Below are 17,309 nucleotides of genomic sequence, written 5' to 3'. Positions count from 1 at the left end.
TTCCCGTCCGATCCGTAGAGCCCGGAAGCCCCAGAAGTCCCCCGAAGACGCCGCACCGAGGAGTCCCGTGAAAGCCCCGAGCCCCAGGCCCCGTCACCTGCTGCTGGTCACCGCCCTGCTGGCCCTGGCCGCCTGCTCTCCCGAAGGGACCGACTCCGACTCCGGCGACGGCGGGAAGTCGGGCGAGCGGACCGTGATCAACGGAACGTCGGAGCGTCGCACCGTGGACTGCGGATCGGGCGGGGAGGTCAGCCTGTCCGGCGCCTCCAACAGCGTGACGCTCACCGGGGAGTGCGCCAAGGTCGACGTCACCGGGGCGAGCAACACCCTGAACGTCCAGAAGGTCGGCACCCTCAACGTCACGGGCGCCGGCAACACCGTCACCTGGGAGGAGGGCCTCGACGGGAAGAAGCCGAAGGTCAACCTCAACGGGGCCGGAAGCAGGGTCAACCAGGGCAGGGTGAAGGGCGGGACCGACCAGGAGGACGGCGGAACGGGCCAGGAGGACGGCGACACCGGCTCCGGCGACCGCTTCGTCGCCGGCAGCGAACGCAGGGAGAAGGTGGAGTGCGAGGGCAACCAGGTCCTGACCGTCACCGGCTCCCGTAACACCCTCACGGTGCGGGGCTGCGAGAAGGTCACGGTGATCGGGACCGGCAACACCGTCGCGGCCGACCAGGACACCACCGAGGTACGGCTCATCGGCAGTCAGAACACGCTGTCCGCCCCCGGCTCCCCCAAGGTCACCGACCTGGGAACCGGTAACAAGGTGAACTGACCCGGACCGGACGGTACGGACCGCCCGCCGACGGTCCCGGACGCGGGGGTGGTACGACTCCACCCCCGCTACTCCCCCACGGGGAGGGGAGGTTCACTCCCACTCGATGGTGCCCGGCGGCTTGCTGGTGACGTCCAGCACCACCCGGTTGACCTCCGCGACCTCGTTGGTGATCCGGGTGGAGATCCGCTCCAGCACGTCGTACGGCAGACGGGACCAGTCGGCGGTCATCGCGTCCTCGGAGGAGACCGGGCGCAGGACCACCGGGTGACCGTAAGTACGGCCGTCCCCCTGGACCCCGACCGAGCGGACGTCGGCGAGCAGCACCACCGGGCACTGCCAGATGTCCCGGTCCAGTCCGGCCGCTGTCAACTCCTCGCGGGCGATGGCGTCGGCCTCCCGCAGCAGGTCCAGCCGCTCGCGGGTGACCTCCCCGACGATGCGGATGCCCAGTCCGGGCCCGGGGAAGGGCTGGCGCTGCACGATCTCCTCGGGCAGGCCCAACTCCTCGCCCACGCGCCGCACTTCGTCCTTGAACAGCTGGCGCAACGGCTCGACCAGCTCGAACTCCAGGTCCTCGGGCAGCCCGCCCACGTTGTGGTGGGACTTGATGTTGGCCGTACCGGAGCCGCCACCGGACTCCACGATGTCCGGGTAGAGCGTGCCCTGCACCAGGAAGGCCACGTCCGCCCCCTCCTGACCCGCCTCGACGACCAGTTCGGCCTGGGCCTGCTCGAAGACCCGGATGAACTCCCGGCCGATGATCTTGCGCTTCTCCTCCGGGTCGGAGACCCCGGCCAGGGCGTTGAGGAACCGCTCCTGGGCGTCCACCACCCTCAGCTGCACCCCGGTGGCGTTGACGAAGTCCTTCTCGACCTGTTCGGTCTCGCCCTTGCGCATCAGCCCGTGGTCGACGTACACGCAGGTCAGCTGGCTGCCGATGGCCTTGTTCACCAGGGCGGCGGCCACCGCCGAGTCGACTCCGCCGGACAGCCCGCAGATGGCCCGCTTGTCGCCGACCTGGGCGCGGATCGCGGCCACCTGCTCGTCGACCACGCTGGTGGTGGTCCAGGAGGGGGTGATGCCCGCGCCCCGGTACAGGAAGTGCTCCAACACCTGCTGGCCGTGGGTGGAGTGCATCACCTCGGGGTGGTACTGGACGCCGAACAGCGACCGTTCCTCGTCCTCGAAGGCGGCCACCGGAACGGTGTCCGTGGCGGCCGTGACCGTGAAGCCCTCGGGGGCGGCGGAGCAGGCGTCACCGTGGGACATCCAGACCGTCTGCTCCTCGGGGGTGCCCTCGAAGAGGGTGGAGCTGCCCCGGGTCACCGTCAGCGTGGTGCGGCCGTACTCCCGGGCCCCGTTGTTGTCCACCGTGCCGCCCAGCACCTGGGCCATCAGCTGGAAGCCGTAGCACATCCCGAAGACCGGGACCCCGGCCTCGAACAGCGCGCGGTCGATACGGGGCGCCCCGTCGGCGTACACCGAGGAGGGGCCCCCGGAGAGGATGATCGCCGCCGGTTCACGGGCCAGCATCTCGGCGACCGGAGTGGTGGAGGGGACGATCTCGCTGTAGACCCTGGCCTCGCGTACGCGTCGGGCGATGAGCTGGGCGTACTGCGCGCCGAAGTCGACCACCAGGACGACGGCGGATGCTCCGGTTTCGGGGGGCGTGGGTGCCACAGGCTGCCTTTCGGCGGAGGGGAGGGACGTGCGCTGCTCCGCACCTGTGCGGGCCGGCCCTCCCGGGAGTACGGGCGGACGCTGGCGATTCTACCGGTGCCCTCCGGCCCTTCCGGTGCCGACGGTCACCGCTCCGGCGCCGGTGGGAGCCCCCTGGGTGCCGTCGGACCGGGCCGGCTCTCCTCCCCGGGGGCGGCCGGATGGTCCAGGACCTGACGTAGGTCTCCCGGCATTACACCCGCGACTCCCGGCGGTTCCGACGAGGTGCATACTGGGGGCGTGTTCACCACCCGCGCCCCTCGATTTAGCTATGGCACCGGCCCGGCCGGCTGCCAGCTGGAGCGATGGTGCGCTCAGTGAGCCACTGACATCCGACAGGCGCCCCGGGTCCCGTACCCGGGGCGCCTGTGGTGTGCCGGGTGACGTGGTCCCGGGGCCCGAGCCCCGAGGGGAAACCGTGACACACACCTCCAGCGCTCCCGCCCCGGCTCCCGAGCGGTCGGCCGACTCGGCCATCGCCGACAGCCGGCGGAGCATCGACGACCTGGACGCCCGGATCATCGCCCTGGTACGGGAACGGATGGCCGTCTCGGCCGACATCCAACGGGCCCGCGTCCAGGACGGTGGACGCCGGGTGAACCTGACGCGGGAGATGGAGATCCTCCGCCGGTACCGCGAGGAGCTGGGCCGCCCGGGCACCTCGCTGGCGATGACCCTGCTGGAGCTGTGCCGGGGCCGGGTCTGACCCTCATGGCAGCCGCCGGGGCACGGGAGCGGGTGGACCACCCCGCCCACTCCCCCCGCTCCGGGGTGCGCCATCCCGTCCACCCGGGCGGGGAGTCGACCTCGGCTCCGACCAGGGGCGGATGGGCGCGCGGCCGGTCACCCGTACGGAGCGTGACCGGGGCTGGGGCCCTTCGTTGGACCCGGTGTCTCAGCATGGCCGGGCGCCCGGCGTCGCTGGGATCACAGTACCGAGGCGATGGGACGCCCGTGGGCCACCGAGACGGTGGGCACGACCGCGTCATGGGACCGCGCCCCGGTGCGGTGACCGGTCGGCAGGGGACAGCAGCCCGGTCACTTCCCTCGCCAGCGGCGAGGACTCAGCGGCCGGTTCCGGGGACGCTCGGACCGGCCGCTCCGCGGACCGTTCCCCGGCCGTACCGGACGGGGCCCGTATCGCGACCCCCCGCACAGCACCGGCCCCGCGCGCCGGCGACGCCGGACGGCCCCCCGAGTCACCGCGCCCCACTCGGAGCGCGGTACCTCCGCGTACGGCGACCCGGTTCACGCGACGTCAGGCGCCGCCTCCCCCGCCTCGTACGGCGGACCAGACCGGTCAGTTCGGCTCGGCGGTGGCTGAACCCCCCGACGTGACCTCCGAGTTCGGTTCCTTCGCGGTGCCCGCCCCGGTGGTGGGTTCCCCGTCCGGTGCCCGACGCGGCACCACGGGCACCGGCAGCACCGTGACCCGGTACGCCCCGAAGGCGTCCTCCGGTACGGCAGGGCTGCGGGGCGCCACCGGCTCGACCTCGACGTAGTCGCCGCCCTGGGCGGGACGGGGGTCCTCCTCGCCCTTGTTGGGCCACAGGGACATGGCCCGTTCCGCCTGGGCGGTGATGGTGAGGGAGGGGTTGACGCCCAGGTTGGCGGAGACGGCCGAACCGTCCACCACATGGATACCCGGGTGCCCGTACAGCCGGTGGTAGGGGTCGATGACCCCGGTGTCGGCGGAGTCGCCGATGGGGCAGCCGCCGAGGAAGTGGGCGGTCAGCGGGGTGCCCATCAGTTCGCCCACGTTGGTGCCGGCGAAGCCGTTGATCTCCTCGGCCAGGTGGTCGGCGGCCTCCGCGCCCTGGGGGATGAACAGGGGGTTCGGTTCGCCGTGTCCCTGGCGCGCGGTGAGCAGGCCCTTGCCCAGCCCCTTGTCCCGCCGGTGGGTGGTGAGCGAGTTGTCCAGGGTCTGCATCACCAGGCCGATGATGACCCGCTCGGACCACTTGCGGTTGGACAGGGACCGGGCGAACCGCACCGGGTGGCGGGCGCACTGGACCAGGTAGGCCAGCAGCCGGGGCAGCCTGCTGTCATGGGGGACCTGCATGATCGTCATGGCGCCCATGGCGTTGGAGCCCTTGCCGTACCGGACCGGTTCGATGTGGGTGTTGTCGTTGGGGTGGATGGACGAGGTGATGGCCACGCCCCGGGTGAAGTCGAGCCGGGCCCCCCGCCCGTACTTCCTGCGGTAGCGGCGCTGGTCGGTGAGGGCGCCCACCAACCCCTCGGAGTTGGTACGGGTCAGCTCGCCGAGCCGGGGCGAGATCTCCGGCAACGCCCTGGTGTCCCGCATCCGGTGCAGCAGCGACTGGGTGCCGTAGGTGCCGGCGGCGATGACGACCCGGGCGCAGCGCAGCCGTCGGGTGGGCGCGCGCCGTCCCTTGTCGGTGCGCCGCACGGTGACCAGGTGGCCGCCGTGGCCGTCCTCCCGGACGTCGGTGACCGTGGTGAGGGGGTGGACCTCGGCGCCGGCCTTCTCGGCGAGGTGGAGGTAGTTCTCGTTGAGGGTGTTCTTGGCTCCGTGACGGCAGCCGGTCATGCACTCGCCGCACTCGGTGCAGGCGCGGCGGCTGGGTCCCTGTCCGCCGAAGTAGGGGTCGGGCACCTCCTGGCCGGGGTCGGCGGTGGGCCGGCCGTCGGCGTCCTTGCCGTCGCCGAAGAAAACGCCGACCGGGGCGAGGTGGAAGGTGTCCTCGACTCCCATCCGGGCGGCGGTGGCCTTCAGGTGGACGTCGGAGGGGGTCATGGTGGGGTTGACGCGTACCCCGAGCATCCGTTTGGCCTGGTCGTAGTAGGGGGCCAGTTCCCTCTGCCAGTCGGTGATGTGGCCCCACTGCCGGTCCTGGAAGAAGGCCGCGGGCGGTACGTAGAGGGTGTTGGCGTAGTTGAGGGAGCCTCCGCCGACTCCGGCGCCGGCCAGGATCATCACGTTGTTCAGCAGGTGGATGCGCTGGATGCCGTAGCAGCCGAGGTGGGGCGCCCAGAGGTAGTTCCTGATGTCCCAGGAGTTCCTGGGCAGGGTCTCGCGGGTGAAGCGTCGGCCGGCCTCCAGTACGGCGACGCGGTAGCCCTTCTCGGCCAGCCGCAGCGCGGAGACCGAGCCGCCGAAACCGGAGCCGACGATCACCACGTCGTAGTCGTGGTCGGGTGGGTCGGCGGGGGTGTTCGCGCGGGGGTTCTGCTCCTGTGACACGGGGTCCTCCGGGGGCGGCTCGGCTCCGGCAGCGGTCGGGTGGGCTGGGGACTGGGCGCGGGCGGCCGGGGTCAGCGGAAGCGCAGCAGCTTCATGGCCTTGAGGGAGCGGCTGAGGAAGGCCGCGTACTGGGCGTCGTCCATGCCCAGGGAGGGGGCCATGGGCAGCAGTCGCTGGTGCGCCACGGTCTGGGACTCGGTGTACTTCAGGATGCCCTCCGAGCCGTGCCGGCGGCCCAGCCCCGAGTCGCCCATGCCGCCCATGGGGGCGCGGACGCTGCCGTAGGCGGAGGCGTAGCCCTCGTTGATGTTGACGGTGCCGGTGCGCAGCCGGGCGGCCACCTGGTGGGCGCGGCGTGAACTGCCGCTCCAGACGCTGGAGTTGAGGCCGTACGGGGTGGCGTTGGCGCGCTCGATCACCTCTTCGGTGTCGGTGAAGCGGTACACGGACACCACGGGACCGAAGGTCTCCTCGGCGCAGACGGTCATGGACGGCTCGACCCCGTCCAGCACCGTCGGCTCGTAGAACAGCGGCCCGACGTCGGGGCGGGGGCGGCCCCCGGTGAGGACCCGGGCGCCCTTGTCCACGGCGTCCTGGACGTGGCGGGTGACGTTCTCCAGTTGCCGCGCGGAGACCAGGGAGCCCATGTCGGAGCCGTAGGCGAGGGCGCCACCGAGGCGCAGGGCACGGGTACGTTCCACCAGCCGTTCCAGGAAGCGGTCGGCGATGTCCTGGTGGACGTAGAGGCGCTCGATGGAGATGCACAGCTGGCCGGCGGAGGAGAAGGAGCCTCGGATGGCGCCGGCGACGGCCTTGTCCAGGTCGGCGTCGGGCAGCACGATCATGGCGTTCTTGCCGCCCAGTTCGAGGGAGCAGCCCACGAGTCGGGCGGCGGCCTGCTGGGCGACCCGGCGTCCGGTGGCGGTGGAGCCGGTGAAGGAGACGTAGTCGGCGCGTTCCACCACGGCGGGGCCGACGACCGGGCCGTCCCCGATGACGACCTGCCACACGTCCTGGGGCAGTCCGGCCTCGACCATCAGCTCGCGGGCCCACAGTCCGGTGAGGGCGGTCTCCGTGTCCGGTTTCATCACCAGGGCGTTGCCGGCGACCAGGGCGGGCAGGGCGTCGCCCACGGACAGTTCGAGCGGGTAGTTCCAGGGGGCGATCTGGCCGACCACGCCACGGGGGTGGCGCAGTTCGGTGATCTTGGTGAGGGTGGGGATGGCGCCGGTGTGCCGGCGGGGGCGCAGGTAGCCGGGGGCCTTGCGCCCGTAGTGGCGGGCGGCCATGACGACGGCCTGGATCTCCTCGTGGGCGTGGAGTCGGGTCTTGCCGGTCTCCAGCTGGATCAGGTCCAGCGCCTCGGTCTGTCGGCTCAGCAGCAGGTCGTGGAAGCGGAGGAGTACGGCGGCCCGGCGGCGTACCGGGAGGGCGGCCCAGCCGGGGGCCGCCGCGCGGGCGCGCTCGAAGGCGGTGGCCACGTCCTCGGGGCTGGACTCGGGGAGTTCGGCCAGTCGTTCACCGGTGACCGGGCTGTGGTTGTCGGTGGTGCCGGAGGCCACCACCGACCGGGTGAGCCGGTCGACCAGCTCCCGGGTCACCACGTCCGAGGCGGTGCGGGTTCCTTCGGGGGCCACGGCTCGGGGGTTGCCGGGCTGCTCCTGCTCGGGGGCGGTGGTCGTCGCGTGGGTCTGCGGCTCGGTCATATCGGGAGGGTACGACCGGGGCAGCGACTGGTATACCCGTCGGTAACGGGTTTTCACCGCTCATCCACAATCGCGCCAGCGGCCACTGGCACCCTCACTCCCGGTGCCCCCTGGTGAGGTCCCGCTCACCAGGGGTTATACCGGCCGGGCGCACCGCGCCGTCTCACAGCCCCTTCAGCTCCAGGGACCGCACGGCGTTGTCGAAGATCCGCTCGCCCTCGGCCCGGCGTTCCTTGTCGGTCGGCATGTCGACGTACAACTGCCACTCGACGCCCTCCCCGCCGTTGACGAACAGTTCCTTGCGGAGGCAGCGCAGAATGCCCTCGCGTTCGCCGTACGGCTTGTAGGTCGTGTCGATCCGGGCGGCGTCCGCGTCGTGGAAGGTCGACTCGTTGACCCGGACCACGGCATCGGACATCTCGTATCCGTTGTCGAACGCGCCCTCCTTGTAGAAGTCCTTCCGCTTGTTGGCCTCGTCGACCACCGAGCCCTTCAAGCCGGTGGGCCGGGTCAGCCGCAGCCGGATGGAGTCGTCGGCGGTGGCGAACTCCACCGCGCCCTTCTCCACGCTGCGCTGGAGCTTCTCGGGTACCGCCAGGGACGCCCGGACCCGCTTGGTCTCGTCGTAGCGCTGGTAGCCGTCGGGGAGGTCGTCCCCGGTCAGGTTCCACACCAGCAGCAGGGCCACCACCACGGCCAACACCCCGCCACCCAGGCCCAGTTGGGCCTTGCGGTGGGTACGCAGCCAGCCCGGTGTCCGCGCCCACAGGGAGCGCGGGGACCACCCGGCACCGGCACGGGGCGGTGGCGGCGCGGCGACCTGGGACAGCACCCTGGCCGTCTCCCGCGCGTCCGGCCGGCGGTGGGGCTCCTTGTGCATCAGCCGCACGATCAGCTGGTCCAGGACGGTGGAGCCGCTGTCGGGCGGTGACGGCTCGTGGGACAGCACCGCCTGGAAGGTCGCCTGCGCGTTGCTGCGACGGAACGGGGAGACGCCCTGTACCGCCGTGTACAGCAGCGCACCGAGCGACCACAGGTCGGACGACGACCCCGGCGCCCGCCCCAGCACCCGCTCGGGGGCGACGTACTCCGGGGAACCGACGAAGGCGCCGCTCTCGGTCAGCCGGCTCTCCCCCTCGACCTGGGCGATGCCGAAGTCGGTGAGCACCACCCGGTCGTGACGGCCCAACAGCACGTTCTCCGGCTTGACGTCCCGGTGCTGCACCCCCCGCTCGTGGGCCTCGGACAGGGCGCCGGCCACCGCCAGGCCGACCCGGGCCGCCTCGGCGGCGCTGAGGGTGCCGTCCTCCAACTGGGCGGCCAGGGAACGGCCGTTGACCAGTTCCATCACGATCCAGGGCTGCCCACCCTCGACCACCACGTCGTGCACCGTCACCACCGAGGGGTGGTCGATCATGGCAGCCGCGCGGGCCTCCCTGCGCATCCGCTCGTGCAGCGTTCCCCGGCTGGCCTCGTCCAGATACTCCGGTGGGCGGGGCTCCTTGACCGCCACCCACCGGCCGATCACCTGGTCCTCGGCCCGCCAGACCGTGCCCATCCCCCCGTGGCCCAGCCGGGACAGCAGGCGGTAACGGCCGCCGATCACCCGGTTCTCGTCCGAGGGGGCGGGGGAGGCCGCCACGGTCGGCTGGTATCCCTCGGAACGCTGCGGTGGAACGGGCGGCTGTAGCCCGTAACTCGTCGGCTCCTGGTCCTCACGGTGCGGCTCGGTCATCTGCTCCGTCCTCGCTTCTGCCCTCGTCCGGCGTCGGCCGGCTCCCCCGTCGCGTCGACGTGGGCCGGTCTCCCGTCAACGCGGGGAACGCCTCGTCAACGCGGAGGAATACGGCGGAAGTTGTCCAGCACGGTGTCCAGACACCGCCGTCCCTCCGCCCACCGGTCCACCGGCGCCGAGACCCACACGTCGTACAGCTTGCCGTTCTCCACCCAGCTCCGGTCCACGGTGTGCCGAGGGCCGCCGCCGCCCTTCCCACCGTTCCAGGTGAACTCCCACTGGGCGGCTGGCCGTTGGCGCTGGGTGGTCTCGCTCACCCGACCCTCCCGGTAGCCCGGGTAGTCTCGCGGGCCCCGGGAGTGAGCGCGACGCATTTCCGCCAACGAGCCGTCAGGGGGCACGTCCTTGACGTGGAAACCGACACGTACGGTCCGGCCACGGGAGTAGTAGAACACCCGGGGCGGCTCCGCGGAGCGGACGTACCCCTCGGGAACCTGGGTGCGGAACCCCAGCGGGTCCGACACCCAGCGAAACCCCTCCCGCGCCCGCTCCCCGGAACCAGGGGAGGCCGAACCCTCTCCGGCGCTCTCCCTCGCGGTCGGCGACCCCGGAGGCTCACGCGTGGTGTCCCACCACACTCCCCCGGCGACCAGACCCGCCACCAGGGTCCCCGCCACCACGCCGGCCACCACCCGTCCCCGGCCGCGTCGGGCGGGTGGTCGGGCGCCCGGGCCCTCCGGTGACCGTCGGGTGGGTCCCTCGGTACGGCCCGACTCCAGGACGTCCGTCAGCAACCGCTCGACCTCCGGCGCCGTCAGCCGCGCCCCCGGGTCACGGCGCAGCAGACCCTCCACCACCGGGCGCAGCGGGCCCAGCTCGGGCGGCAGCACCAACTCCTCGTGCACCACCGCGTACAGCACCGCGGTGACGGCCCCCCGGTGGAACGGCGAGCTGCCGTGCAGCAGCGTGCACAGCAGCACCCCCAGGGACCACAGGTCCGAGGACGGGCCGGTGGACTCGGGGTCCACCATCCGCTCCGGCGAGGTGTACTCCGGGGAGCCCACGAACGCCCCCGGCTCGGTGACCGTGGAGGTCACCCCGGCCACCTGGGCGATGCCGAAGTCGGTGAGCACCACCCGACCGGTGCCGTTCTCGATCAGTACGTTCGCCGGCTTCAGGTCCCGGTGCAGCACCCCCGCCTCGTGGGCGGCCCGCAGCGCCCCGAGCAGCTCCAGCGCGATACGGGCGGCCCGCTCCGGCTCGGCCCGCCAGCCGTCCGCCAGCTCCTCGGCCAGGGAGCGGCCCTCGACCAGTTCCATCACGATCCAGGGGCGGTCGTCCTGCTCCACCACGTCGTGCAGCACCAGGATGTGCGGGTGCTTCAACTGGGCGACCGCCCGGGCCTCGCGCAGTGCCCGTTCCCGGGTGGAGGCGCTGGGCCCCTCGACGTCCCAGCGCAGTTCCTTGACGGCCACCCGCCGGCCCAGCAACTGGTCCTCGGCCCGCCACACCACGCCCATGCCGCCCCGACCGAGCCTGGGGCCCAGCTGGTAGCGGCCCGCGAGCAGCGCGTCCCCCGTCGCCGCGTCCATCCCGGTGCCCCCTCTCGGCCTGTCGTCCGGCACATGATGCCAAGCCTCCCGCCGCCCACCCAGGGGGGTGTCCCCGTTCACCGGAGGGCGGCGGTCCTCGGAGGAGGGCGGGACGCGTCGCTCAGTCGGCCTTCCCGGTGTACTGGTAGGTGTCCACCAAGGCGTCGAACCGCTCGTCGATCCGCTTCCTGTCGGACAGCTCGCCTCGGACGATCACCAGGTGGTACCGCCCGTCGATCAGCACCGCCCGGTTACGCAGATACGACCGGAGGGCTCCGTTCCCCCAGGAGAAGGCGCCCTGCGCCATGGGCGTGGAGCCGACGGTGATCTCCCGCTGCTTGCCGGTCTCGGCCCAGTCGGCGGACCGGAAGTCGGCCAACTCCGGCTCCTTTTCCCGCTGGTAGTCGGCGGGAACCTGGCCGAAGCGCTTGGCGCTGTCCCGGCCGGGCACCACGGTCAGCTCCAGCCCGTCGCCGAGGAACCGCACCTGGCCCCGGGAGTTCTTGCCCTTCTTCTGCCAGCCCTGGGGCACCGCGATCTGGAAGCCCGACGGGTCCCGCCGGGTCTGGTACCCCGGTGGCGCCTTGTGGCTCGGCTGGGCACTGGGCTCGTCCCCACTCCCACCGGAGGAACCCTCGCTGGAGTTGTCGGGGTTGACCGAGCCGCGCTGGTTGCCGGTGTCGCCCTCCGGGAGGAACAGCGTCACGAAGGCCACCGCCGCCACCAGGGCCAGCATCACCAGGCCCACCAGCCAGCGCCCCAGATGGCGTGGACCGCGCCCGGAGGCGGCCTCCTCGCGGCTGCGCCGTGGTTCGGGTGGCGGAGGGGCGGCGGCCCGGCGTTCGGCCTTCCGCTCGGCGCGGGCGGCCCGGCGCCGCCGTACCAGCTCGAAGCGGGGCCGCTTTATGGGCAGCCGTCGGGGGTCGTGGGGGGCGCTGCCCAGGCTGTGGGGCGGGGTCAGCACGGTGTGCTGGCCCACGCCGGGCTCGGGGGCGGAGCGCACCAGGGAACGCAGCCAGCCGCGCAGCTCCTCCAGGTCCGGCCGCTCGGTGGCGTCCTGGCGCAACAGCGACTCCACCACCGGCCGCAGAGGGCCGCACTCCTCGGCGAAGGCGGGGGGTTCGGCGCACACCATCTGGGCCAGCTCGGCCGCGTCGTCCTCCGGGTACGGGGCGTGCCCCTGCACCGCGCGGAACAGCAGCACCCCCAGCGCCCACAGGTCGGCGGGCGGCCCCACGGGTGGGGCCAGGCGCCAGTTCTGGTAGACCGGCCCGGCCTGTTCCGGGGCCCAGCGCTCGGTGACCGCGCCGACCAGGGTGAGCCTGGCCTGACGGGCGCGTTCGGCCTCCAGGGCGGTGGCCGGCCCCCGGTAGCGGCTCTCCTCGCCGGCCGGGTCCCAGCCGGCGACCGAGGCGTAGCCGGCCCGAGGGGCGCCCTCGGGGTCGACGTGCTGGTAGGCGGTCGGGTGGGGTTCGGGCTGGGGGCTGGGGGGCGGGGCGCTCAGCGGGGGCCAGTCACGGTCGGGCTCCTCCAGCTCGTCGATGGCCTCCTCGCCGGGTCCCAGCTCCCACTTCTCGTCCTCGTCCTGGTAGTGCCGGCCGTGCTGCGGCATCCGGTCCGGGGTGTGGGGGCGTATGGCGTAGCTGCCCCGGCCGCCGTCCTCGGGCAGGACGCTGGGGCCGGCCTCGCCGGAGCCGGAGAGGCCGAACCCCGCGACGTAACGCTCCCGTTGGTACTCGTCCTGGTGGGCCGGGGTGCCCTCGGGGGCGGCCGGCCGCAGGTGGTGGGCCTCCCATCCGCCGCCCTCCTCCAGCTCCGGTCGCCGGGGTGCGGGCGGGCCCTCCAGGGACCGGGGCGGGGCCGGGGTCGAGTCGGCCCGCTCGTACCGGGGCGGCAGCGGGAGTTCCGGGTACTCCGGCGGAGGGGCCTCGCCCTGCCGGCCCCCGGGCGGGGGCAGCGGGTCGTAGCCGCACAGCGCCTCCTGGGCGGCGGCCACCGCCAGCCCGGTCAGCAGCGCGCGGCCGTCCTCGCAGATCAGCACGGTGTCGGCGGTGATGTTGCGGTGGGTCCAGCCCTGCTCGTGCAGAACCCGCAACGCGGCCAGCACGTCGGAGCCGATCTCGGCGGCCCGGTGCGGGCTCAGCGGCTCCTCCTCCAGCAGCTCGGCCAGGGACTGGGCGGGCACCAGCTCGCTGACGATCCACAGCCCCTCGTCCTCGACGAACACGTCGAAGACCTGGTCCCGTCGGGGGTGGTCGGGCAGTCGGGCGGCGGCCAGGGCCGCGTCCACCGCGCGCCGTATGGCGGGGTCGGCGGGACGACGGGTGGCACGGGAGTGGCCCCAGCCACTGTCGTCCAGCACCTCTCCCTCGACCACCTCGGGCAGGGGGACCTGGGTGATGAGCACGTCCTGGCCGCTGGCGGTGTCAAAGGCCGGCCAGACGAGGAACTCCCACTCCTCCTCCTCGGCGGAGGTCAACGACAGGCGGTAACGGTCGGCCAACAGCCGCATCAGACCCCCCTCTTCCGCTCAGCAGCCCTTCGCTGCGGTGACTCGACAGCCGTTCACGGCGACCCGACGGACCCTCACGTCGGATGCCCCGTCAGGCTCCCGGAAGGTTCTCGTACCCAGTTGGACGGCGAGTACTGTCCGCGAGTGGCCAAACACACGACGGTGACTCTCTCATGCCTCTGTGACATCGCGCCGTGACTTACGGAATACACCGGTGCCCAACCCCCTTGCGGGGAGGGGCGTTTCAGCCCTTCGGCTGGAACGTGCGGAACGCGGTCTCGCGCAGCACCCGGCACTCCTTCTTGTCCCACTTGTCCGCGTCACAGGTGATCATGATCGCGTAGCCGTGGGTGGAGTCGGCCTTGAAGCCCCGGTTGAGCACCCGGACCTTACGGCCGCCCTCCTGACGTTCGAAGGTCCAGTCGGCCACCGTCGGGTAGTCACGCCACTTCACCGACTTGATGCCCACCCGGTGGTAACCGGAACTGCCGGACCGCACCGCCGACTCCAACTGCCGCCAGGCGCCGGCCGCGTCGCTGCCGGGCTTGGCGTTGAAGTCCACCTGGATCCTGGGGTACCCGCCAGCGCTGTACTTGCCGCCCGAGTTCTGGCCCGCTATGCCGGTGCGCCGGAAGTCGGAGGGCATGGCCATACCGAAGTGGAACTGGTCGTCCCCGGTGGCGCGGTACCCCTTGGGCAGCTTCGACTTGGGCGACTTGGAGGCCTTCGGCAGCTTGGAACGCTCCGACTCGGGGTCCTTGTCGTCCTTGTCGGCGCCCTCGGGCTTGCCGGCCTTCTCGGACGAACGGCTGGGCTCCGCCGCCGTGTTGCCCCGGCCGTCGTCGGTGCCCTTGCCGTCCTTGGAGTCGTCCCCCGAGGCGTTGACGGCCAGCGCCACCCCGAGGACCACCAGCGCCACCAGCACGGCACCGGCCGCGTACCAGACCCGTCGGGGCAGCTGGGCCAACGCCCCCACCCCGCCCGAAGCGGGAGCGGTCGCCGGCTCGGGAGCACCGGGCTCCGAGGCCGGGGCACGGGTGGCCGCCGCCGGTCCGGCCGCCGGAGTGCCCAGCACCGCCGTACGGCTGGCCCGACGCTCCTTCACCAGGCTCGGCGGGGGGCCGGAGGCCACCGCCCTCAACAGCGGGCGGGCGCTCGCCTCATCGAGCCGCTTCTCGGGGTCCTTGGCCAGCAGGCCGTGGATGACCTCCGCCAACTCCCCCGCCTGGCGCGGCGTTTCCAGTGGTTCGGTCATCACCGCCGTCAGGGTGGCCAGTGCCGAGCCCTTGTCGTACGGGGGGTGGCCCTCCACCGCCGCGTACAGCAGACCGCCCAGCGACCACATGTCGGCCGGCGGTCCCGGGGGGTTGCCGCGCGCCCGCTCCGGCGAGATGTACGAGGGAGCGCCCACCAGCATCCCGGTGGAGGTGACCGAGGGGTCGCCCTCCACCTTGGCGATGCCGAAGTCGGTGAGCACCACCCGGTCGGTGTCGTCCTCTATCAGCACGTTGGAGGGCTTCACGTCACGGTGGACGATGCCCTCCCGGTGCGCGGCACGCAGCACGTCGAGCACCGCCAGGCCCACCTCGGCGGCCCGGCTCGGGGAGAGGGGGCCGTCCTGCCGCACCTGGTCGGCGAGGGAGCGGCCCTCGATGAGTTCCATCACGATCCAGGGGCGGTCGTCCTCGTCGACCACGTCGAAGACGGTGACCACGCCTCCGCTGCGGATCCGGGCGATCGCCTTGGCCTCGCGGAGGGTCCGGGTGATGAGACGGCGCTTCTCCTCCTCCTCGACGCTGGAGGGGAAGCGCAGTTCCTTCACGGCGACCGTACGGCCCAGGATCTCGTCCCTGGCCCGCCAGACGGTGCCCATGCCCCCGCTCCCCAGGACACCGCCGAGCCGGTAGCGCCCGCCCAGCAGCCGCCCGGTTTCCTCGCCCTCACCCGTGTTGTCCTGGCCCATGTGACCCCAAAGTCCCCTCTTCGCGCTCCAGCCGCCCCTTGGGGAACCCGAACCCGTGAGACCTCACGCCCCCGTCGAACAGTGGCGGGCGCGACAGCGTGCCGGACGGTGCCCCTCGACGCACCATTGTCGCCTATTCCAGCGGCTCCCGGTGACGCGGGAGGCCCAACCGAACGGCGTCCGGCGCCCGTTGCCCCCACCTGCGCGGTCGCCCCACGGCGGTGGTGTCCGCTCCCCGCGGTCTCCGCCGGGGGTCAGCCCGCCGCCGACCTCGGGGTCACGCCCCACACCCCTCCGGCGGGCCGCGGTTCGGCGCCCACCGGGGTGGGTGGACCGCCCGGTTCCCAGGCGGCGGTCCACCCTCGCCCCGCTCAGAGCGGCACGATGTCCGGGGCGCCCAGCCGCGCGGCGTCGGCGGTCTGGTCGTCGGGCTGCCGCTGCGACTCCCGTTCGGCCTCGACACGCTTGTGGTAGTGCTCGACCTCACGCTCGATCTGGTCCTTGTCCCAGTCCAGGACGCGCGCCATCAGCTCCGCGCACTCCCGGGCGCTGCGGGTGCCCCGGTCGAAGGTCTCCATGGAGATCCGGGTACGCCGGGTGAGCACGTCGTCCAGGTGTCGGGCGCCCTCGTGGGTGCAGGCGTAGACGATCTCGGCCTTGAGGTAGTCGTCGGCGGCCGGGAGCGGCTCCCCCAACGCCGGGTCCTTCTCCACGAGTTCGAGCAACTCCTCGGTGAGCGCCCCGTACCGGTTCAGGAGGTGCTCGACCCTGGCCACGTGCAGCCCGGCGCGCACCGCGAGGCGGGCCCGGGTGTTCCACAGGGCGTGGTATCCCTCGGCGCCGACCAGGGGCACCTCCTCCGTGCAGCAGTCGGCCACCCGGTAGTCCAGGCCGCGCACGGCCTCGTCCACCGCGTCCTTGGCCATCACCCGGTACGTGGTGTACTTGCCGCCCGCCACGGCCACCAGCCCGGGCACCGGGTGGGCCACCGTGTGCTCCCGCGACAGCTTGCTGGTGGCGTCCGACTCCCCGGCCAGCAAGGGCCGCAGTCCGGCGTACACCCCCTCCACGTCGTCCCGGGTCAACGGCACCGAGAGCACGCGGTTGACGTGCTCCAGCAGGTAGTCGATGTCGGCGCTGGAGGCGGCGGGATGGGCCTTGTCCAGGTCCCAGTCGGTGTCGGTGGTGCCGACGATCCAGTGCCGTCCCCAGGGGATGACGAACAGCACGCTCTTCTCGGTGCGCAGGATCAGCCCGGTGCTGGAGTTGATGCGGTCCTTGGGGACCACCAGGTGGATGCCCTTGGAGGCCCGTACGTGGAACTGCCCGCGCTCGGCGATCAGTCCCTGGGTGTCGTCCATCCACACACCGGTGGCGTTCACCACCTGACGGGCCCGCACCTCGAACTCCCCGCCCATCTCCAAGTCCTGGATACGGGCGCCGACCACCCGCTCCCCCTCGCGCAGGAAGCCCACCACCCGGGCGCGGTTGGCGGTGTGGGCGCCGTAACTCGCGGCGGTGCGGACCAGGGTGGCGACGTACCGGGCGTCGTCCATCTGCGCGTCGTAGTACTGCAGGGCACCGACCAGGGCGTCCCGTCGCAGACAGGGAGCGGCCTGCAGCGCGTGACGGCGTGACAGGTGACGGTGGTGCGGCAGTCCCCGGCTGCGCCCGGAGGCCATGCCGAGGGTGTCGTAGAGGGCCACGCCGGCGCCGGCGTACAGCCGCTCCCACCCCTTGTGCTGCAAGGGGTACAGGAAGGGCACCGGCTTCACCAGGTGCGGGGCGATCCGCTGGATCAGCAGGCCCCGTTCCTTCAGAGCCTCCCGCACCAGGGCGAAGTCCAGCATCTCGAGATACCGCAGCCCACCGTGGATCAGCTTGCTGGAGCGGCTGGAGGTACCCGACGCCCAGTCACGCGCCTCCACGATGCCGGTGGACAGCCCACGGGTCGCCGCGTCCAGCACGGTGCCGGCGCCCACCACTCCGCCACCGACGACCAGTAGGTCCAACTCCCGCTCGGCCATCTTGGCCAGCGCCTCCGCGCGCTGTTCCGGTCCCAGTGTCGCTGTCCTCACGCTGCCTCCCGTCGT

The 17,309-nt window shown here is 72.5% G+C and carries 10 protein-coding genes; 2 read left to right on the top strand and 8 right to left on the bottom strand.

All coding sequences use genetic code 11. The features are described 5' to 3' along the window. Positions 1-67: 67 nt before the first annotated feature. Positions 68-778, top strand: a complete 711-nt coding sequence (locus ABZT14_RS02560; RefSeq protein WP_356295777.1) for a DUF3060 domain-containing protein — start codon at positions 68-70, stop codon at positions 776-778. Positions 779-871: 93 nt separating this feature from the next. Here the strand turns inward: ABZT14_RS02560 and guaA are convergent, their stop codons facing one another. After that, positions 872-2,461: a glutamine-hydrolyzing GMP synthase gene (gene guaA / locus ABZT14_RS02555; protein ID WP_356295774.1), complete on the bottom strand. Its 1,590-nt coding sequence runs from the start codon at positions 2,459-2,461 to the stop codon at positions 872-874. A 457-nt stretch (positions 2,462-2,918) separates the two neighbouring features. Between guaA and ABZT14_RS02550 the strand changes: the two genes are divergently transcribed. After that, positions 2,919-3,206: a chorismate mutase gene (locus ABZT14_RS02550; RefSeq protein WP_356295771.1), complete on the top strand. Its 288-nt coding sequence runs from the start codon at positions 2,919-2,921 to the stop codon at positions 3,204-3,206. Between the two features lie 594 nt (positions 3,207-3,800). On the opposite strand, the gene ABZT14_RS02545 is transcribed toward ABZT14_RS02550, so the two are convergent. The 7 genes from ABZT14_RS02545 to ABZT14_RS02515 form a co-directional block, all read right to left on the bottom strand. Beyond that, positions 3,801-5,708: a GMC family oxidoreductase gene (locus ABZT14_RS02545; RefSeq protein WP_356295768.1), complete on the bottom strand. Its 1,908-nt coding sequence runs from the start codon at positions 5,706-5,708 to the stop codon at positions 3,801-3,803. Between the two features lie 71 nt (positions 5,709-5,779). Further along, positions 5,780-7,414, bottom strand: coding sequence for a succinic semialdehyde dehydrogenase (locus tag ABZT14_RS02540; RefSeq protein WP_356295764.1), 1,635 nt, complete (start codon positions 7,412-7,414; stop codon positions 5,780-5,782). 163 nt (positions 7,415-7,577) lie between these two features. Beyond that, positions 7,578-9,149 carry a serine/threonine-protein kinase gene (locus ABZT14_RS02535; RefSeq protein ID WP_356295761.1) on the bottom strand — a complete coding sequence of 524 codons (1,572 nt, stop codon included), beginning with the start codon at positions 9,147-9,149 and terminating at the stop codon, positions 7,578-7,580. 95 nt (positions 9,150-9,244) lie between these two features. Next, on the bottom strand, positions 9,245-10,741 hold the full coding sequence (locus tag ABZT14_RS02530; protein WP_356295759.1) for a serine/threonine-protein kinase: 1,497 nt from the start codon (positions 10,739-10,741) through the stop codon (positions 9,245-9,247). Positions 10,742-10,862: 121 nt separating this feature from the next. Continuing rightward, complete coding sequence (locus ABZT14_RS02525) at positions 10,863-13,253, bottom strand: protein kinase (RefSeq protein ID WP_356295757.1); 2,391 nt, start codon at positions 13,251-13,253, stop codon at positions 10,863-10,865. A gap of 244 nt (positions 13,254-13,497) precedes the next feature. Next, positions 13,498-15,216 carry a protein kinase gene (locus ABZT14_RS02520; RefSeq protein WP_356295755.1) on the bottom strand — a complete coding sequence of 573 codons (1,719 nt, stop codon included), beginning with the start codon at positions 15,214-15,216 and terminating at the stop codon, positions 13,498-13,500. A gap of 371 nt (positions 15,217-15,587) precedes the next feature. Continuing rightward, entirely contained in the window at positions 15,588-17,294 is a 1,707-nt protein-coding gene (locus ABZT14_RS02515) for a glycerol-3-phosphate dehydrogenase/oxidase (protein ID WP_356295752.1), read from the bottom strand. Positions 17,295-17,309: the final 15 nt, after the last annotated feature.

This window comes from Streptomyces sp. NPDC005438 (genome assembly GCF_040606315.1).
Lineage (GTDB): Bacteria > Actinomycetota > Actinomycetes > Streptomycetales > Streptomycetaceae > Streptomyces.
This window is presented reverse-complemented; position numbering and strand designations above follow the sequence as displayed.